Origin of the sequence: Devosia sp. MC521, from assembly GCF_014127105.1 — a bacterium.
Classification (GTDB): Bacteria; Pseudomonadota; Alphaproteobacteria; order Rhizobiales; family Devosiaceae; genus Devosia.
This window is the reverse complement of the sequence record NZ_CP059902.1, coordinates 1,463,253-1,482,080: the sequence shown is the minus strand read 5'-3', so window position 1 is coordinate 1,482,080 and position 18,828 is coordinate 1,463,253. Positions and strand designations below refer to the sequence as shown.

The window sequence follows — 18,828 nt, the reverse complement described above, 5'->3', positions numbered from 1 at the left end:
GGGGGTGGCAGTGACTTCTATTCGCCACCGGCATTGTGCGCTGCTCAGCTCAGAGCTGCAGCACGCTCTAGAGCGGTGCATAACATGAGAAATATGCGATCAGCACATCACACAAGGGTGGTGATCGCCCGTACTCACGACGCCAAACGCTAGATGCGAAAAAAGCGGCATCACGGCTGCCGCTTTTTCAATCAGATTAAATCTGAAACCACTCAACAGGTGAGTGATGGTGCGCCCGGAGGGACTTGAACCCCCACGCCGTGAAGCGCTGGAACCTAAATCCAGTGCGTCTACCAATTCCGCCACGAGCGCGCTGTCGGCTTGCTATGATATTGTCATAACGGGGTCAATGCCCTGCCCTCATTCTCCTCAGCTCAAGGCACAGAATCTTGTGAAACAGCCGACTCTGGCGCGTTCAATCATGTGGAAAACTGCGCAGTGAACCCGCTCCCTCACCACTTGATTACCGCGCCAAGATGCAACCACATGAAAAATCGCAGGTTTGCTAGGGTATCCGGCGTTTAGACAGGCATAGCAATGCTTGCACCAAGCCCGAATAGCCTCTATACGCCTCCATCAACCCGGCCTGAGGCCGCGCTTTGTTTTGGCGCGTCCAAATGATGGATTGGTGAAAGTGTCGACCCAACAGATGGGTTTTGTGCTTTCAAGCCCTGTATTTAACGCGGGGTAAGAAAAGCAAACGGCTCATCTGGCGCGAAATTTTCGCGTGGCCTCGCCTCCTGAATCAATGCGTCATGCCGTTGGCCTAACGAGATCAAACAAGACGGGAATAGACCCCCATGCAGGTAACTGAGACCCTCAACGAAGGCCTGAAGCGCAAGCTCAGCGTCACCATTTCGGCCGCTGACCTTAACGCGCGCCTCGACACCAAGCTCGAAGAGCTCAAGGGCCAGGCTAACATCAAGGGCTTCCGTCCCGGCAAGGTGCCGACCGCTCACATGAAGAAGGTCTATGGCCGTTCGGCTATGTCCGAAGTCATGACCGACGCGATCAACGAAACCGTTGCTAGCGCGCTCGACACCCGCAAGGAACGCGCAGCTGCTCAGCCAAAGGTTGATCTGCCGCAGGATCAGGCAGTGATCAACGACGTGCTCGACGGCAAGACCGATCTGGCATTTGAAGTTGAATACGAAGTTCTCCCACCAGTAACACTGATGGACACTGCTGGCGTCAAGATCACCAAGCCAGTGATCGACGTGACCGACGCAGAAGTCGACGTCGAAGTGAACCGCGTTTTCGCACAGAACCGCGGCTACACCGACAAGGGTGATGGCGCAGTTGTCGAAAACGGCGACCGTCTCGGCCTTTCCTTCGTTGGCAAGATCGATGGCGTTCCATTCGATGGCGGCACTTCCGAGCACGCTCACCTGACCGTTGGTTCGGGCGAATTCATTCCTGGCTTCGAAGAACAGCTCGTCGGCCAGAAGAAGGGTGAAACCAAGACCATCAAGGTTACCTTCCCAGCTGACTACCAGAACGCTGATCTGGCCGGTAAGGAAGCAACCTTCGACGTCACCATCCTGCATGCTGACGGCCCGAACGCTGGCGAACTCGACGACGAATTCGCTAAGAAGCTCGGCCTCGAAGACGTTGCAGCACTGCGCAAGATCATCCGCGAACAGATGGAATCGGCTCTCGCTTCCATGGGTCGCCAGCACATGAAGCGCCAGGTTCTGGACGCTCTCGATGACGGCCACAAGTTCGACGTTCCAGCCCAGCTGGTTGAAGCTGAATTCGCGACCATCTGGCAGCGCGTTGAGCACGAAGTGCAGTCGCACGGCCGTTCCTTCGAAGACGAAGGCACCACCGAAGAAGCAGCTCGTGAACAGTACCGCCGTATCGCGGAACGCCGCGTGCGCCTCGGCCTCGTCGTTGCCGAAATCGGCAACACCAAGGAAGTTCAGGTTTCGGACGAAGAGCACCAGCAGGCGCTTATCGCTGAAGTCCGTCGCTTCCCAGGCCAGGAACAGCAGATTTACGACTACTACCGCAAGAACCCACAGGCTCTCGCAAGCCTGCGTGCTCCAATCTTCGAAAACAAGGTCGTCGACCTGATCATCGATACCGGTGCAATCACCGAGAAGAAGATGACCCGTGAAGAGCTCGCAAAGCTCATCCAGGCTGACGAAGACGAAGTGCCAGAAGAGCACCACCACTAAGATCTGAGCATAGCTCAAACGAAAGCCGCCCTCCGGGGCGGCTTTTTTTATTCTTTGTTACCGATCACAGCCATTTTGAGTGAACCTTTTGGCGTCTGCCACATTGCCACTACGCACTGTGGAGTCTGAAATCATGAGCTATATTTCATCCGCCTTTGCCCCCCAGCCGCAAGTCGATCGCGATCGACGCATAGCACTTGGTCTTGATGCGAAGAACTTCGCGCGCCGTGCGGGCATCACGACTGGCGAACTGCATGAATATGAGCTGACCCAAGAGAGCCAAAGCTTCGATTCAGAAGTGGCGGCGCGGATCGGTGAAATGCTGTCCGCCCTTGAGGCCCGCAGTCCGCTTTAGCCCCAACTGACCATCCCATAATAAGCAACACCAAAAAGGATTTCATTTTGGACCATACTCGTCACACACCCCTTTCCGTTACCGAGCTGAACGCTGCCGTTTTAGAAGGCGCAACAATTTACGGCCCGGATGACCACCATGTCGGCAAGGTCGCCCATGTTCACGGACTTGGCGCAATTTCGCAGGTTGTCGTTGATGTCGGTGGCTTTCTCGGCCTCGGCGCAAAGCCGGTCGCGCTGAACGTGTCAGACCTCAATTTCATGCGTGACGAGGACGGCAATGTGCACGGCGTCACGCGCTTTACCAAAGATCAGCTAAAAGCTCTGCCAGAGCATGTTGATCGCTGAACACTGACCTGACCTCCAGTCAGTTGGTGAGAACGGGAGCTCCTCGCGGGGCTCCCGTTCTTTTTAGAGAGCGGCAGCCATCTCCGCGAAAAAGTCTTCCGGACTGTCAACTTCGACCAGCCGCCTGCCCTTGATCTGCAAAAACCGCGTCCCCACCGCCCGCAGAAAAGCGCGGTCGTGACTGACGATAATGGCCGTGGCACCCTGCCCGCAGATATCGTCCTCAAGCTGTTCTTGCCCGGGGATGTCGAGGTGATTGGTCGGCTCATCCAGCAAATAGAAATTGGGCTTGGCTAATCTTAGCGCCAAGAGCGCGACACGCGCCCGCTGACCAAGGGACAGTGTCGCCATTGGCTTGGTTTGCTTCTCGGTGGCAAAACCCGCGCCCGCCAACAGCGCAATCGTCCGCCGATCGCCCTCGTCAAACCGCTCCAAAAGGTAGTCAAGCGGTGACCGGTCAATCGGAAGCCAAGCGAGGGCTTGGTCCATATATCCGGGCACAAGCTGGGGCGAGAGCCGAACACCATCCACCACATCGCCCGCAAGGGCCTCTGTGATGACGCGCATGAATTGCGATTTACCAGCACCATTAGCGCCTAAGAGGACAACCCGATCTCCCTGAAAAATATGCAGCTTTTCAATTGAGAATAAGGGAATAGCATTCGGAGTGGTAACGGCAAGGCTACTGATCGCCATCATAACGCGCGCGTCGGCACCGCTATTGCCGAGCTTGACCAAGCCTGTCCGGTCGCGATGCATTTCTTGGACTTTGTTTTCAATTTTCTCGGCACGCTCGCGCAACTGCTTGGATTTCACCGTCAGCAGATCGCTGCCCGAGTTGATACCGATATTGGTCAGCTTCGCAGCTTGCTTGCGCAGCTGAGTGGCTTCTTTGAGATCACGCTCGCGCTGGGCTTGGGCCGCCGCATCGACGCGATCAAGCTCCGCCCGGGCCGCCGAATAGGCAAGCGGCAGATAGACGGGCTCGTCAGGACGCAGGAACAGTGTCCTATTGGTTACGCGATCGAGAAAGGCCCGATCGTGGCTAGCGATAACCACCGGCATGGACTTCGCCGCATAAACGAGCCAATCCTCAAGCGCGACGATGCGAGAGAGATCGAGATGGTTGGTGGGCTCATCCATCAGCAGGCCATCCGGCTCGCCAACCCAACAGCGCGCCAAAAGGGCCATGCGCTGCCAGCCACCACTCAACTGGTTCAGAGCCTTGTCGCGAAACTCTTCTGGGATGGAGAATTCCTCCAGTACCACATCAACACGCCAGCCTTCGCTTTCGAGCTGGCTGCGATCGAGCCCCGTGCCGACAAAGTCACGCAAGGAGAGCGTGAGAAATTCAGATGGAATGTCCTGCGGAATATAGCCGAGTTTCAAGCCCCGCGAGCGCGTGATCGCGCCTTCGCTCAATTCAAGCTCCCCCGCCAGGGCCCGCAAAAGCGTAGACTTGCCACGCCCGTTTGGCGCCACAAGGCCAACACGGTCGCCATCAGCGATAGAAAGAGTGAGATTGGAGAATAAGAGATCGCCCGCACGGTGGCCGGCATTTTTGAGACTGAGAGTGCCCATCGGTCGTGTCCCGGGACGTGGTGTAACTGAGGTGGTCAAGCCGCTCGCGAGCGCGCCATTAGGAGCGCCGTAGCGAGCGAGCGGCTGGGTGGTCATCGACGGATTTCCGGTAAGGTCTGGTTGCTTACCCCAACCCTGCACCTGAAGGACCACCGATGACCGACACGATGATGAACCTGCGCACGCTGGTAGAGAAGACCCCCGACGCCGATATTCTGCGTGAGATGATTGGCTTCGCTGCCGAACGGCTGATGGAGATGGAAGTGGGTGCCGCCACTGGGGCCGGCTATGGCGAAAAGAGCGCCGAGCGGCGGGTCCAGCGCAATGGCTACCGCGAGCGGGACTGGGAGACGCGGGCCGGCACGGTCGAGCTGCGCATCCCCAAGCTGCGCAAGGGCAGCTACTTCCCGGGCTTTCTGGAACCTCGGCGGCTGGCCGAGAAGGCTCTTACCGCGGTGATCCAGGAGGCGTACATCCAGGGCATCTCAACCCGTTCGGTGGACGACCTGGTCAAAGCCATGGGCATGAGTGGCATCTCCAAGAGCCAGGTCAGCCGGCTCTGCGAGGAGATCGATGGGCGGGTGAAGGCCTTCCTCGAGCGGCCGATCGAGGGCGATTGGCCCTACCTGTGGATCGACGCCACTTACCTCAAGGTACGCAGGGGCGGCCGCATCGTCTCGGTGGCAGCCATCATGGCGGTGGGCGTCAATGCGGATGGCCGGCGCGAGGTGCTGGGCATGGAGATCGGCACCTCGGAGGCCGAGGCGATCTGGACCGAGTTCCTGCGCAAGCTGACCCGCCGCGGCCTGCGAGGCGTGAAGCTGGTGATCTCCGATGCCCATGAGGGCATCAAGGCGGCCGTCACCAAGGTGCTTTGTGCCACATGGCAACGCTGCCGAGTCCACTTCATGCGCAACGTCCTTGCCCATGCCGGCAAGAGCGGTCGCCGCGTGGCCAGTGCCTTTATCGCCACGGCCTTCGCTCAGGAGACGCCGGAGGCCGCCAGCACCCAATGGCGCGCCGTTGCCGACCAGATCCGTCCGCGGGTGCCCAAGCTCGCCACCATCATGGACGAGGCCGAGCACGACGTCCTTGCCTACATGAGCTTCCCCAGGGAGCATCGGGCCAAGCTGCATAGCAACAACCCGATAGAACGGGTGAATGGCGAGGTGAAGCGGCGGACCGAGGTGGTGGGCATCTTCCCCAACGAGGATGCCATCGTCCGGCTCGTTGGCGCCATCCTGCTTGAGCAGAACGATGAGTGGGCTGTGCAGCGCGCCAGATACATGACGCTGGAATCCGTCGCCCCGTTGAGCGATGATCCCCTCGTCAGCCTGCCGGCAGTCCCCGCACGCTGACCAACCCGGCCAAGCCGGATATGCGTGGAGGCCCTGCCTCAGTTACACCACGCCGAGGGACACGATCTGCCCATCGATTTCGCTCATTGGATCGGCGCAAGTGTGGCGCCATTTGCCGTCAATTCAGCGCTACAGCATTAGCCGAAGCGCCATAAAGGGCGAACCAAGTGGGAAGGAGCGAAATATCGTCCGGACCGACTGGTCAGCCCTGCAGCCTAAGCAACAGGGCATGGACGGGACCACGCTGGCGATGCGTCGGAAATATTGTCACGTCACCCTCCCGTCTCGACATTGAACGATGCATAAGTTTATGCCGCCCCGAAGGACGGCACAAGATATTCAGCAGAAATAAAAGAGACCTATCGCCAACACCATCGCAAGAACACGCGAGGTGCGGAGATTGGCCAGCCGGTACGCAATACTATTTCCGGCGTGTGGCCAATGTCCTGGCACAGTTGGGCGGGGAACACTTGTTTGATACGCAATACTCAAGTGATCTGCCCTCATACGGCAACTCCATACAAAAACCGTATGTCCACATGAGTATCAGCACGCACTTAAAAAAGTGCTCCCAAGAAACAAACAGAACGTAAATTCATCCACTTATCCTGGGACACTCACTGTCCCGGAATGAGAACAAGCACCCATCAGGTACATCCAGAGTTCTCATATCGTTCACCTTGACGGCAATGAAGCACAGCTCATCTGTGGGAATTGAACGCAGGTCCAGACCGGCAAAAATCCTCGCGATATGGTAGAAAACCCAATTCGCCCGATTCGGGCCGAACTGATGGAAAATGTATGTCGTCAGATCTCTTCGGAGCAGCCGCTCCTCAGCAAGACCAACCACAGATCAAACCGAAAGCCGAAGTCGCGCCTCGCGTCTCCGGTTCGCCGGAGGCCTATGGTGCTGCCGACATCGAGGTATTGGAAGGCCTTGAGCCTGTCCGTCGCCGTCCGGGCATGTATATCGGCGGCACGGATATTAACGCCTATCACCACCTCTTCGCCGAAGTTATCGACAACTCGATGGACGAAGCGATCGCTGGTCACGCGACCCGCATCGAAGTTCATTTGGGCGCCGATGGCTATTTGACCATCTCGGATAACGGCCGCGGTATTCCGGTCGAAATCCACCCAAAGTTCCCAGGTCGCTCAACGCTTGAGATCGTGCACACGATTTTGCACGCCGGCGGCAAGTTCGACGGCAAGGCCTATGAAACATCCGGCGGCCTTCACGGCGTTGGCGTTTCGGTTGTGAACGCGCTCTCGGACGACTTGATCGTTGAGGTCGCGCGCGAGCAACAGCTTTATCGCATTCAGTTTTCACGCGGTAAGGTGGTGCAGGACGTGGTCAATGTTGGCCGCGTGCAGAACCGTCGCGGCACCACGACCCGCTTCCATCCCGACCCGGAAATTTTTGGCCCGACCGCAAAGTTCAATGCCGGTCGCCTCTTCCGCATGACCCGCGCCAAGGCATACCTCTTTGGTGGCGTTGAGCTGCGCTGGAGCTGCGACGAAGAACTGGCGAGCGACGACGTTCCGGCCAAGGCTGTGTTCCACTATCCGGACGGCCTCAAGGACTTCATGACGGCGCGGATCGAAGGCGAAACGCGCATTACCGACGAAATTTTCGCGGGCAAGACCGGCCGCCCCGGCAGCCACGCTTCGGTCGAATGGGCGATTGCCTGGACCCTGGGGGACGGCGGCGTACAGTCTTATTGTAATACCGTCCCGACGCCTGATGGCGGCACGCACGAAGCGGGCCTGCGCATGGTGCTGCTGCGCGGCCTCAAGAACTATGCGGAACTGATCAAACACAAGGGCGCGGCCAATCTGACCGCTGAGGACATTCTGACCTCCTGCTCGGCCATGCTGTCGGTGTTCGTGCGCGAACCTGAATTCGTCGGCCAGACCAAAGACAAGCTCGCCTCGCAAGAAGCCACGCGTATTGTTGAAACAGCGCTGCGCGATGCGTTCGACCATTGGCTGGCGGCCTCACCCAATCAGGCAGGCAAGCTGCTCGACTGGGCCGTAGAGCGCGCTGAAGAGCGCTTGCGTCGCCGCAAGGAAAAAGAGATCGATCGCGCCAGCGCCACACGCAAGCTACGCCTGCCCGGCAAGCTCGCAGACTGCACGCAGAATGCGGCGCAGGGTGCTGAACTGTTCATCGTGGAAGGTGACTCGGCGGGCGGATCTGCCAAGCAGGCGCGTAACCGTATTACGCAGGCCGTTATGCCGCTGCGCGGCAAGATCCTCAACGTTGCTGGCGCAAGCCGAGACAAGCTCGCCGCCAACCAGCTGATTGCCGATCTCATCCAAGCGCTCGGTTGCGGTACCCGCGATCGCTATTCTGAAGATGAGTTGCGGTATGACAAAATCATCGTCATGACCGACGCGGACGTGGACGGGGCGCACATTGCCGCGCTCCTCATCACCTTCTTTTTCCAAGAGATGCCCAAACTCATTGAGAATGGTCACCTCTATCTTGCCCTGCCGCCGCTCTACCGCATCACTCAAGGCAACAAGACGCTCTATGCGCGTGATGACGCCCATAAGAACGAGTTGATGAAGACCGAGTTCACCGGCAAGAGCAAAATCGACATCACCCGATTTAAAGGTCTGGGTGAAATGCCTTATGTGCACCTGCGCGAGACGACGATGTCGCCGAAATCGCGCCAGTTGCTGCAGGTGAAAATGCTGGATGATCGCGATGCAACCCGCACCGCCGTGGATCGATTGATGGGCAACAAGCCTGAATTGCGCTATGAATTCATTCAGGAGAACGCTGCTTTTGTGACCGATTTGGACATTTGATCAGCAAAGATTTACTGCAATATGGCGTGAATCGGGCAAACCCGTTGACAGTCAAGGGGTTTGCGCTATGGTCCGCGCCGCTAGCTATACGTTAGGCATCGGCATTTCTATCGCCGGGGAATGCTAACGTCAGCACCCTGCAACACTCTGGATCCGCCGTGTGTTGCTTTTGAACGCGAATGGTCACGCGACATTGTTTCCATTCGAAACTTTTAGGGCAGCGCGCCCGCAATAGCGGTACAGGCGCGCGCTCATCGGTGACGCTGAGGTCATGTACTGGCTGAATAGCGCCGCTCCGCACCGCTGATTGGGACGACCGACTTGACCGACGACTTTTCCGGACTTGGGCTTTCGAGCAAGGTAACCGAAGCTGTCACAGACGCTGGTTACACGAAGCCTACCGAGATCCAGGCTCAGGCAATTCCACACCTTCTGAATAAGAAGGATCTTATTGGTATCGCGCAGACGGGTACCGGGAAGACTGCCTCTTTTGTATTGCCCATGCTGACGCTGCTGGAAAACGGCCGCGCCCGCGCTCGTATGCCCCGCACACTCATTCTCGAACCGACCCGCGAACTCGCGGCGCAGGTTGCCGAGAACTTTGAGAAGTACGGCAAAAATCACCGTCTTTCGATGGCTCTGATCATCGGTGGCGTATCGTTTGAAGAGCAGAACAAGAAGCTTGATCGCGGCGTTGACGTGCTGATCGCTACTCCTGGCCGTCTGCTCGACCAATTCGATCGCGGCAAGATCCTGCTGACCGGCGTGGAAGTTCTCGTCATCGACGAAGCGGACCGCATGCTCGACATGGGCTTTATCGACGATATCGAAAAGATTTGTTCGCGCCTGCCGCCGCGTCGCCAGACCATGCTGTTCTCGGCAACGATGGACCCACAGATCGAGCGCCTCACCAAGCGTTTCCTCAAGGACCCAGTCCACGTTCAGGTCTCGCGCACCTCTTCGACCGCCGACACGATTGATCAGAAGCTGGTCAAGGTATCCTCGCGCCCAGATCAGAAACGCGCGGCTCTGCGCGAACAGATCAACGCGGCGGAGAACCTCACCAATGCGATCATCTTCTGCAATCGCAAGCGTGATGTGGCTACCCTCGCCCGCTCGCTTCAGCGCCACGGTTTCTCCGCTGGTTCGCTGCATGGCGACATGGACCAGAAGAGCCGCATGGAAACTCTGGATGCCTTCAAGACCAACAAGCTCACGCTCCTGGTTGCCAGTGACGTCGCGGCACGTGGTCTCGATATTCCAGCGGTAAGCCACGTGTACAACTTCGACGTGCCTGTGCACGCCGAGGATTACGTTCACCGTATCGGCCGTACGGGTCGCGCTGGTCGCTCTGGTGTTGCCTACACATTCGTCGCCCCCGCAGACGAAAAGCACCTCGATGCGATCGTAAAGCTGATCCAAAAGCAGATCGAATGGCTCGCGCCAAGTAAGACTGCCCAGGCAATCACAACTGAAGCGGCTCCCGATGCTGCTGAAGACGCTGAAGCCAAGCCATCGCGTGGCCGTCGTGGCGGTCGCACCCGCAAGGTCGCTAAGGCTGAAAAGTCCGATGTTGTGGCTCCGTCGCCTACAGAAGTAGAAACGAATACCGTGGACGAACCACTTAAGCCGCAAAGAACGCGCGCCGACAACGCACGCCGCAAGCGCAATAACGACACTGCACCAGTGGCAGCGCCGAACAATAATGGGCCATTTGGCGACGCCGGACCAATCCCAGCGTTCTTGCTGCGCCCGACGCGCATTGCCCAATAATCATTAAACGCTCCAAGATTAAGCATTGCTACATCTTGGAGCGTTACTTTCTCACATCCGCGTGAGAATATCCTTACGCACGACTCACTTAACCATGCTGGATTAGGCCAGCACACCGGGGGGCTGGTGGTAGTGTCGGATCAGGATCTAGAGCGCTCTTTTGGCTTTGCCAAAATCGCCATAAATCAATTGATGCAGAATTGCGTACCGGCCGAACCGGCCTTTTACGAGCTGCTTTACACCTATGTCAAAGGCACCAACCAGAGCCTGAACGATCGCCTCAACGCGCTCTTCATGTCTGGCGTGCAGCTCACTCCGCTCACTGCCGAACTGCTCCACAAGGAGTTTTTCGAGGTGGCGGTCTCAGAACGGGTGTCTGTTGTTTCAGACCGCGTTGCCGAGCGCATCAATGCCGTGAACGGCGCCATTCAAGGTGCGCTCGAAACCGCGCAAGATTTCAGCACCACGCTCTCCAGCGCATGGTACGACCTTGATACAGCGCGCGATGCAAGTTCCGTAAAAGAGATCACGCGGAAGCTCATTGTTGAAACTGAGCGGATGCAGGATGACAACTCCTTGCTCAGCGCGCAGCTGGCCGCATCACGCGATGCAATTGCCAATATGCAGCGTGATCTGGACGAAGTCCGCCGCGAAGCGATGCTGGACCCGCTGACCAAGCTCTATAATCGTGCGCGCTTTGACACCTGTCTGATAGACGCCATGCACGAAGCGCGCCTAGCAGGCACGCCATTGTGTCTTCTGCTCGTCGATATCGATAATTTCAAAGCCTTTAACGACAGCTATGGTCACCTCACCGGCGACCAAGTGCTGCGCCTCGTCGCTGGGCAGTTGCAGACTTCGCTCGAGGGCAAGGGCATTGCTGCCCGGTTTGGCGGTGAAGAGTTCGCGGCAATATTGCCAGAAACCGACATGCGCCTAGCGTCCCTTACCGCAGAGATCATTCGCGAAGCCATTCAGAGCAAGCAATTGCTGCGCATTTCCACGAGCGAGCGCTTGGGCAATCTCACCGCGTCTATCGGGGTTGCAAAATTCGGCCAGGCCGACAGTTTCGCCAGCCTCGTCGACCGCGCCGATGCCTGTCTGTATGCAGCTAAGCGCGCGGGGCGTAATCGCGTCATCTGTGAAGATGAGTTGCAAACCCCGCGCTCGGTTGCCTCGTCCGTCGCCTAACTCAAGCCGCCGGCGTTAGCGTAACGCCGAGGCTTTCCAGCATGTCCCAATATTCCGGATAGGTCTTGCCTGTGCAGGCGGGGTCGAGAATAACCACGTTATCGACGAGTAGGCCCGCCAGAGCAAAGCTCATGGCGATGCGATGATCGTGATAGGTCTCAATTTTTGCGCGCGAGTTGCGCCCCTTAAGCTTGGCAGGGAGTTGTGGGTCGGATGCGATGAGCAGATCGTCCCCCTCCTCCGTGGCGAGGCCCGGCATGATCCGATTAAGCTCATTGGCGACGGCCCGAATGCGGTCCGTTTCTTTGACGCGCAAATTGGCAATGCCAACAAATCGCACAGGCGTGTTATTAAAGGCAGCGACGACGGCCATGGTCGGAACCGCGTCTTGCATCTGCGATCCGTCAATCACCGCTGGCATATTCGGGTAAGCCGCAATCATGGCTTGCGCCGAAGCGTCCGGCTGCGTGAAGGCATCGGCTGAGACACCAAGATCGATGCTGCCGCCCGTCAGTGCCTCAATGCCCCAAAGATAAGTTGCGGCAGACGCGTCGGGTTCGATGTGGAAATCGGTTGCGGTGTAGCCGGTTGACTGCACAATCCAAGTGCCTTCGTCGGCCTGTTCAACGTCAGCGCCAAAGGCGCGCATAGCCGCAAGTGTGAGATCGACATAGCCACGGGCGCCGATGTCTTTGCCCGCGAGCGCGATTTCAATTGGGCCATCGCCGAATGGCGCTGCCATAAGCAGCGCGGAAACATATTGGCTCGACAGAGAGGCGTCGATTTCAACGCGCCCCTTCCCAAAAGTGCCATTGCCTTCAACAGTCACAGGCGGGCAGCCGGTCGGGCTCGACGCGCCGATGCCGAGCGCATTGAGGGCATCAACCAGAGGCTTGATCGGGCGAACGCGCATTTCCTCGTCGCCATCGACGACCACTGTGCCGTTAATCGTTGCCACTGCGGCGGTCAGAAAGCGCGTTGCGGTCCCGGCATTGCCGAGGAAGAGCGGCGCATCGGGGACGGCCAGCTTGCCTGTGCTGGTGACGAGGAAAGTAGTCGCATCCGGCTCTTCCACCGTGACGCCCATTTCGCGCAGGGCGCGGGCCATGAGCACAGTGTCCTTGCTCTTGAGCGCCCCCGTCAGGCGGCTCGTGCCATGCGCCAGCGCTGCCAACAGCAGAGCGCGATTGGTGATGGACTTGCTCCCCGGAGGCGAAACGCGACCGTTCAGAGCTTTGCCGGGCGGGGTGATGGAGTAAGCAGCTGGAAGAGTTTTTGGCATGCATTCGCTCTAGGACAAAGCCGCAACTCGCGCAATCTCGCTTCAACGCGAAAGCGTACGGGGCGCGGGGATTTTTATACGGGGCATATCCCGATGCGGACGATGGTCCCTGCCCCCAAAAAACAAAAACGCCCGGATCGCTCCGGGCATTTTGAAATTTCAGACAAGTCGCCAATTATGCTTCGGCGCGGGCTTCCACCAGTGCTTTGAGGTCCGCAGGCTTGAGCGTGATGCTTTCGCCGCAACCGCAGGCACCGGTCTGGTTCGGGTTTTTGAAGGTGAAGGTCGAGCCCAGCTTGCCGGCCTCAAAATCCATCACCGTGCCGAGCAGGTACATGGTCGCCTTGGGATCAACCCAGACGTTGACGCCCTTGTCCTCGACATGGTCATCGCCCGCCACAGCTTCGCTGACATAGTCCATCGTGTAGGCAACACCCGCACAGCCGGAATTCTTGATGCCAACGCGCAGACCGATCACAGGCGTATCCGAGTCTTCGATAATCTCGGTGATCCGCTCTACAGCGGCGTCTGTCAGCGACATGATCTTGAACGGCATGGATCGAAACCTTTATCGGTAATTCACGATATATAGGACGAAACGCGTCCCATTACCACCAGTTCAACGCAACCTGAGCTTCTTCGCTCATGCGGGTCGCATCCCAAGGTGGATCAAACACCATGTTGACCTTAACGTCCTGAATGCCTTCAACGCTGCGGGCAGCGTTTTCGACCCAGCCGGGCATTTCGCCAGCCACGGGGCAACCGGGCGCGGTCAGGGTCATGTCGATGGTGAGGTTACGATCCTCATCCAGATCAACCTTGTAGATCAGGCCAAGCTCATAAATATCGACTGGAATTTCCGGGTCGTAGACGGTTTTCAATGCGCCAATCAGGTCGGTCGTGATCCGCTCGACTTCATTCTCAGGCAGGCTGGCAGAAACACTGGGGGTGATGCGCGTGTCGGTTACGGTATCGTCGCTCATGGTCGTCTTTCTCGTGCCTAATCAGGCAAAAAATTTCGCGGCGCGCTGAATGCCGTCGACCAGCGCGTCAATATCGTCTTTGCCGTTATATAGGGCCAAAGAGGCACGGCAGGTAGAGGTCACGCCAAAACGTTTCAGCAGCGGCTGGGCACAATGGGTGCCAGCGCGAACAGCGATGCCGTAACGATCAAGGACCGTGGCGACGTCATGGGCGTGCGCACCGGCAATCTCGAACGAGAAAATGCCGCCCTTGCCTTCGGCAGTGCCGATCATGCGCAGGGAATTGATGCTCTTGAGCTTTTCGGCGGCATAGGCAGCGACTTCATGCTCATGGGCGATGATGTTTTCACGGCCAAGGTTTTGCATGTAGTCGAGGGCTGCGCCGAGGCCCATGGCCTGAACGATAGCCGGCGTGCCCGCCTCAAAGCGATGCGGCGGTTCGTTATAGGTGACGCCTTCGAGGGTGACGGTTTCGATCATCTCGCCGCCACCCTGATAGGGCTGCATCTGGGCGAGAAGATCGTATTTGCCGTAGAGAACGCCAATGCCGGTCGGGCCGTAGAGCTTGTGGCCGGTCATAATGTAGAAATCGACGTCGAGGTCAGCCACGTCCACAGTGGTGTGAACGGCGCCCTGCGAGCCATCGATGAGCACAGGAATGCCGCGCGCGTGGGCGCGTTCGATCACGCCCTTGATTGGAGTGACAGTGCCCAAGACGTTGGACATGTGGGTCATGGCGACCATGCGGGTCTTGTCCGATAGCGCCGCTTCAAAGGCATCCATATCGAAAGAGCCGTCGTCCTTGACGTCGACCCATTTCAAAACCGCGCCCTGACGTTCACGCAGGAAATGCCACGGCACAATATTGGAATGGTGCTCCATGGTCGTGATGATGATCTCATCACCTTCCTTGATGCGCGGGCCAGCAAAGGAGGAGGCAACCAGATTGATCGCTTCGGTGGCCGATTTGGTGAAGATGATTTCTTCGAGGCGCGGCGCATTGATGAAGCGCTTTACGCTCTCCCGCCCGGCTTCGTAGCCTTCTGTCGCGCGATTGGCGAGCGTGTGCAGACCACGGTGGACGTTGGCGTATTCGTGGCGGAACGCATAATCCATACGCTCAAGCACTGCATTCGGCTTTTGCGCCGATGCGCCGCTATCGAGGTAGACAAGACGATGACCGTGAATTTGCTCCGACAGGATCGGAAAATCAGCACGAACGGCAGCTAGATCGAAGGTCATGTTTTGGTCCTTGTGGCGTCCCGGTCCACGAACGGAGCATTTTGGGTGGGTGAGGGGAAATTCCCCTACCCCTATTTGCGTTAAGGCCCCCTCACCCGGCGCTCTGCGCCGACCTCTCCCCCGAGGGGAGAGGAGAAGTGTGAGGCCCTTACTTGCCGAGAAGCCAAGTGTCGATGACGTCGTTGAGCACGCCAGCAACTGCTTCGTTTTCGATCGGATCGACCAGTTCTGCGATAAAGCCGCGAACCATCATGGTTTCGGCTTCAGCCTTGGGAATACCGCGGCTGAGGAGATAGAAGAGGCTATCTTCATCCAGTTTGCCGCACGTCGAACCATGGCCGCAGACAACGTCGTCGGCGTAGATTTCGAGTTCTGGCTTGGAGAGGATTTCCGCTTCGTCCGACAGCATCAGGCCCTGATGCATGAACTTGGCATCGGTCTTCTGCGCATCGCGCGCCACAATCAGCTTGCCCTGAATGACCGACTTGGAACGGCCACGAGCAATCGACTTGAACAGCGGCTGCGAGGTGGTGTGCGCCACAGCGTGCTCAGTGATCATGGTGATGTCAGCATGCTGACCATCGGCCACGAGATTAAGCCCAGTGACGTCCGCATGTGCCTCAGCGCCTTCAAGACGCGGCAGCACCTGTGTGCGAGCCAGATTTGCACCACCATGGACCACCAGCGTGCGCAACTGCGCGCCGGCTGCAAGGTGATACTCATTGGTCGCGAAGTGCGAGGACTGCGCTGGCGAACGGTCGATCGACACGTGCACAACTTCAGCGCCTTCGCCCAGGGCGATGTAGACGGCGTGGTTGCCCAAGTGCGCAGCGTCCGAACCGGCGAAGGTTTCGACGATGGTGACCTTAGCGCCATCCGCCACGAAGACCTTCACAGCGTCCGAGACGTGTGCAGCTTCGCCAACGATGGTGTGATCAATCTGGATCACCTGCTCGTCGCCAGCGGCGATGTCGAGCGAGAGAGCGGTCTTGGTCAGGCCGTTGTTGATGTGGGTTACAACATCATCGCGGGTCGACAGAACGCCACCCCGTGCGGTGCCGATCATAATGCCTGCAGGAGCGTCCCTAGACGCCTTTACAGCGCCATTGACGATCGAGATCACATAAGCGCCCTCAATCGCCACAGACGGCGTCACTGCGTCGTTTGCAGCCGCTGCGAGATCCGGTACGGCGCGCAGCAGAGTCTTCAAATCCGTATAGTGATAGGCTTCGACGCGACGGGTCGGCAGACCCGCAGTTTCGATGCGCTCCGCAGCCTGATCAGCGCCAGCGGCCTTCAACTGCTCAATCAGCGTATGCTCGGCAGCGCCGAGACGAACTGGAAAAGTCGCCATTGTTACGCTGCCTCGCCGCCGTAGTTGGCATAGCCTTCAGCTTCGAGCTTGAGCGCGAGCGACTTGTCGCCGCTTTCCACGATCTTGCCGTCCGAGAAGACGTGCACAACGTCTGGAACGATGTGGTTCAGTAGGCGCTGGTAGTGGGTGATGACGAGCATGGAACGCTTGCCGTCGCGCAGCGAGTTCACGCCGTTTGAAACAACCTGCAGCGCGTCGATGTCGAGGCCCGAGTCGGTTTCGTCGAGAACGGCCAGCGATGGCTTGAGGAGCGCCATCTGCATGATTTCCGCGCGCTTCTTTTCGCCGCCGGAGAAACCAACGTTGAGCGGACGCTTCAGCATGGATGAGTCAACGTTCAGCGCTGCGCCAGCTTCCTTGACGAGACGCATGAACTCTGGGGTCGAGAGTTCAGCTTCGTCACGAGCCTTACGCTGCGCGTTCATCGCCGCCTTGAGGAAGGTCATGGTCGAAACGCCGGGGATTTCGATTGGGTACTGGAAAGCCAGGAACAGGCCAGCAGCAGCGCGTTCATCTGGCTCGAGGCCAAGGATGTCGACGCCGTTGAGCAGCACTTCACCTTCGGTGATTTCGTAGTCTTCCTTGCCTGCGAGAACGTAGGAAAGGGTCGACTTTCCCGAGCCGTTACGGCCCATGATGGCGTGAACTTCACCCTGTGGGATCACAAGGTTCACACCCTTGAGGATCTCGCGATCTTCGATGCGAGCGTGCAGGTTGCGAATTTCAAGAACGGGAGTGGTCATCTGTTTGTCTCCAAATCCGGGGTCGCCGCTAGCGCCACCCGGGTATCCAACTGTTTGCGGTTTAGCCGACGCTGCCTTCGAGGCTGATCGAGATCAGCTTCTGGGTTTCGACCATGAATTCCATTGGCAGGTGCTGAAGCACGTCACGGACGAAGCCGTTGACGATAAGCGCCACAGCTTCTTCCTCGTTGAGGCCGCGCTGCATGCAGTAGAACATCTGGTCGTCGGAGATCTTCGAAGTGGTTGCTTCGTGTTCGAACACCGCAGTGCCGTTACGGCTCTCGATGTAAGGAACAGTGTGTGCGCCACACTTGTCGCCGATCAGCAGCGAGTCACACTGGGTGAAGTTACGAGCGTTCTTGGCCTTAGCGTGGGCAGAAACCTGACCGCGATAGGTGTTGTCCGAGAAGCCTGCAGCAATACCCTTGGAGATGATGCGGCTGGACGTGTTCTTGCCCAGGTGGATCATCTTGGTGCCGCTATCGACCTGCTGGTAGCCGTTCGAAATCGCGATCGAGTAGAATTCACCGCGCGAATTGTCGCCGCGCAGGATGCAGCTTGGGTACTTCCAAGTGATCGCCGAGCCGGTTTCAACCTGCGTCCAAGAAATCTTCGAGTGGTTGCCACGGCAATCGCCGCGCTTGGTCACGAAGTTATAGATGCCGCCCTTGCCGTCCTTGTCGCCCGGGTACCAGTTCTGGACCGTCGAGTACTTGATTTCGGCGTTTTCAAGCGCAACGAGTTCAACCACTGCAGCGTGCAGCTGGTTTTCGTCGCGCATCGGAGCGGTACAGCCTTCGAGGTAGCTGACGTAGCTGTCATCATCAGCGATGATGAGGGTGCGTTCGAACTGACCGGTCTTCTTCTCGTTGATACGGAAGTAGGTCGAGAGCTCCATCGGGCAACGGACACCCTTTGGAATGTAGACGAAGGAACCGTCGGTGAAGACGGCCGAGTTCAGCGTCGCGTAGTAGTTGTCCGAAACGGGAACCACCGAGCCGAGGTACTTCTTCACGAGCTCTGGGTGCTCGCGCACGGCTTCAGAGATCGAGCAGAAGATGATGCCCTGCTTGGCCAGTTCTTCGCGGAAGGTGGTGACAACGGAGACCGAGTCAAACACCGCGTCGACCGCAACATTGGCGCCGAATGGCGTGCCAACGGATTCCGCTGCGCCTTCAACGCCAGCCAAGATCGCCTGCTCCTTGAGCGGGATACCCAGCTTGGCATAAGTCGCCAGCAGTTCCGGATCGACTTCATCAAGGCTCTTGGGGCCCTTGAAGTTCTTCGGCGCGGAGTAATAGCTGATGTCCTGGAAGTCGATCTTTGGGTAGTGCAACTTACCCCAAGCTGGTTCTTCCATGGTCTGCCAGCGGCGGAACGCTTCCAGACGCCATTCCAGCATCCATTCCGGCTCTTCCTTCTTAGCCGAGATGAAGCGAACGGTGTCTTCGTTCAGGCCGACAGCAATCGTGTCGGATTCAATGTCCGTTTCGAAGCCGTACTTGTACTTGTCGACGTCAAGCGCAAGCACCTGCTCGACGGTTTCCCGATCGATCTCTTCCTTGAGGGTCGGAATATCGAAATCCGCCATTAGGCTCTCC

General features: G+C 58.1%; 15 protein-coding genes and 1 tRNA gene. 7 read left to right on the top strand and 9 right to left on the bottom strand.

Annotated features, from left to right (window positions below; translation table 11 throughout):
* Positions 1 to 227: 227 nt before the first annotated feature.
* Positions 228 to 312 (bottom strand) — tRNA-Leu (locus tag H4N61_RS07125).
* Positions 313 to 800: 488 nt separating this feature from the next.
* Here H4N61_RS07125 and tig point away from each other — a divergent pair.
* From tig to H4N61_RS07110, 3 genes are all read left to right on the top strand, one after another.
* Complete coding sequence (tig, locus tag H4N61_RS07120; protein WP_182395570.1) at positions 801 to 2,180, top strand: trigger factor; 1,380 nt, start codon at positions 801 to 803, stop codon at positions 2,178 to 2,180.
* 133 nt (positions 2,181 to 2,313) lie between these two features.
* Positions 2,314 to 2,535, top strand: coding sequence for a hypothetical protein (locus tag H4N61_RS07115; protein ID WP_182395568.1), 222 nt, complete (start codon positions 2,314 to 2,316; stop codon positions 2,533 to 2,535).
* 47 nt (positions 2,536 to 2,582) lie between these two features.
* Positions 2,583 to 2,882 (top strand): PRC-barrel domain-containing protein, encoded by a 300-nt coding sequence (locus H4N61_RS07110; protein WP_169194064.1) that lies wholly within the window; start codon positions 2,583 to 2,585, stop codon positions 2,880 to 2,882.
* A 63-nt stretch (positions 2,883 to 2,945) separates the two neighbouring features.
* Here H4N61_RS07110 and H4N61_RS07105 read toward each other — a convergent pair whose 3' ends face one another.
* Positions 2,946 to 4,463, bottom strand: a complete 1,518-nt coding sequence (locus tag H4N61_RS07105) for an ABC-F family ATP-binding cassette domain-containing protein (RefSeq protein ID WP_182395566.1) — start codon at positions 4,461 to 4,463, stop codon at positions 2,946 to 2,948.
* A 155-nt stretch (positions 4,464 to 4,618) separates the two neighbouring features.
* Here H4N61_RS07105 and H4N61_RS07100 point away from each other — a divergent pair, with 155 nt between their 5' ends.
* The 4 genes from H4N61_RS07100 (at position 4,619) to H4N61_RS07085 (ending at position 11,602) form a co-directional block, all read left to right on the top strand.
* Positions 4,619 to 5,821: an IS256 family transposase gene (locus H4N61_RS07100; RefSeq protein ID WP_182394280.1), complete on the top strand. Its 1,203-nt coding sequence runs from the start codon at positions 4,619 to 4,621 to the stop codon at positions 5,819 to 5,821.
* 801 nt (positions 5,822 to 6,622) lie between these two features.
* On the top strand, positions 6,623 to 8,638 hold the full coding sequence (gene parE, locus H4N61_RS07095; RefSeq protein WP_169194066.1) for a DNA topoisomerase IV subunit B: 2,016 nt from the start codon (positions 6,623 to 6,625) through the stop codon (positions 8,636 to 8,638).
* 321 nt (positions 8,639 to 8,959) lie between these two features.
* On the top strand, positions 8,960 to 10,411 hold the full coding sequence (locus H4N61_RS07090; protein ID WP_169194067.1) for a DEAD/DEAH box helicase: 1,452 nt from the start codon (positions 8,960 to 8,962) through the stop codon (positions 10,409 to 10,411).
* 132 nt (positions 10,412 to 10,543) lie between these two features.
* Positions 10,544 to 11,602, top strand: a complete 1,059-nt coding sequence (locus tag H4N61_RS07085) for a GGDEF domain-containing protein (protein ID WP_182395565.1) — start codon at positions 10,544 to 10,546, stop codon at positions 11,600 to 11,602.
* Between the two features lies 1 nt (position 11,603).
* On the opposite strand, the gene aroA is transcribed toward H4N61_RS07085, so the two are convergent.
* From aroA to sufB, 7 genes are all read right to left on the bottom strand, one after another.
* On the bottom strand, positions 11,604 to 12,884 hold the full coding sequence (gene aroA, locus H4N61_RS07080; RefSeq protein WP_169194069.1) for a 3-phosphoshikimate 1-carboxyvinyltransferase: 1,281 nt from the start codon (positions 12,882 to 12,884) through the stop codon (positions 11,604 to 11,606).
* Between the two features lie 175 nt (positions 12,885 to 13,059).
* Entirely contained in the window at positions 13,060 to 13,440 is a 381-nt protein-coding gene (locus H4N61_RS07075) for an iron-sulfur cluster assembly accessory protein (RefSeq protein ID WP_169194070.1), read from the bottom strand.
* Between the two features lie 52 nt (positions 13,441 to 13,492).
* Entirely contained in the window at positions 13,493 to 13,867 is a 375-nt protein-coding gene (locus H4N61_RS07070; protein WP_169194071.1) for an SUF system Fe-S cluster assembly protein, read from the bottom strand.
* A gap of 21 nt (positions 13,868 to 13,888) precedes the next feature.
* Positions 13,889 to 15,109 (bottom strand): cysteine desulfurase, encoded by a 1,221-nt coding sequence (locus H4N61_RS07065; RefSeq protein ID WP_169194072.1) that lies wholly within the window; start codon positions 15,107 to 15,109, stop codon positions 13,889 to 13,891.
* Between the two features lie 148 nt (positions 15,110 to 15,257).
* Positions 15,258 to 16,463 carry a Fe-S cluster assembly protein SufD gene (sufD, locus tag H4N61_RS07060; RefSeq protein WP_182395563.1) on the bottom strand — a complete coding sequence of 402 codons (1,206 nt, stop codon included), beginning with the start codon at positions 16,461 to 16,463 and terminating at the stop codon, positions 15,258 to 15,260.
* A 2-nt stretch (positions 16,464 to 16,465) separates the two neighbouring features.
* Positions 16,466 to 17,227 carry a Fe-S cluster assembly ATPase SufC gene (gene sufC, locus H4N61_RS07055; RefSeq protein WP_169194074.1) on the bottom strand — a complete coding sequence of 254 codons (762 nt, stop codon included), beginning with the start codon at positions 17,225 to 17,227 and terminating at the stop codon, positions 16,466 to 16,468.
* A gap of 61 nt (positions 17,228 to 17,288) precedes the next feature.
* Positions 17,289 to 18,818, bottom strand: coding sequence for a Fe-S cluster assembly protein SufB (gene sufB / locus H4N61_RS07050; protein WP_169194075.1), 1,530 nt, complete (start codon positions 18,816 to 18,818; stop codon positions 17,289 to 17,291).
* Between the last annotated feature and the right edge of the window lie 10 nt (positions 18,819 to 18,828).

Coding starts and splice junctions, on each gene's coding strand:
- tig (WP_182395570.1), top strand. CDS start 801: ATGCAGGTAACTGAGACCCTCAACGAAGGCCTGAAGCGCAAGCTCAGC.
- H4N61_RS07115 (WP_182395568.1), top strand. CDS start 2,314: ATGAGCTATATTTCATCCGCCTTTGCCCCCCAGCCGCAAGTCGATCGC.
- H4N61_RS07105 (WP_182395566.1), bottom strand. CDS start 4,463: ATGGGCACTCTCAGTCTCAAAAATGCCGGCCACCGTGCGGGCGATCTC.
- H4N61_RS07100 (WP_182394280.1), top strand. CDS start 4,619: ATGACCGACACGATGATGAACCTGCGCACGCTGGTAGAGAAGACCCCC.
- parE (WP_169194066.1), top strand. CDS start 6,623: ATGTCGTCAGATCTCTTCGGAGCAGCCGCTCCTCAGCAAGACCAACCA.
- aroA (WP_169194069.1), bottom strand. CDS start 12,884: ATGCCAAAAACTCTTCCAGCTGCTTACTCCATCACCCCGCCCGGCAAA.
- H4N61_RS07075 (WP_169194070.1), bottom strand. CDS start 13,440: ATGCCGTTCAAGATCATGTCGCTGACAGACGCCGCTGTAGAGCGGATC.
- H4N61_RS07070 (WP_169194071.1), bottom strand. CDS start 13,867: ATGAGCGACGATACCGTAACCGACACGCGCATCACCCCCAGTGTTTCT.
- H4N61_RS07065 (WP_169194072.1), bottom strand. CDS start 15,109: ATGACCTTCGATCTAGCTGCCGTTCGTGCTGATTTTCCGATCCTGTCG.
- sufD (WP_182395563.1), bottom strand. CDS start 16,463: ATGGCGACTTTTCCAGTTCGTCTCGGCGCTGCCGAGCATACGCTGATT.
- sufC (WP_169194074.1), bottom strand. CDS start 17,227: ATGACCACTCCCGTTCTTGAAATTCGCAACCTGCACGCTCGCATCGAA.
- sufB (WP_169194075.1), bottom strand. CDS start 18,818: ATGGCGGATTTCGATATTCCGACCCTCAAGGAAGAGATCGATCGGGAA.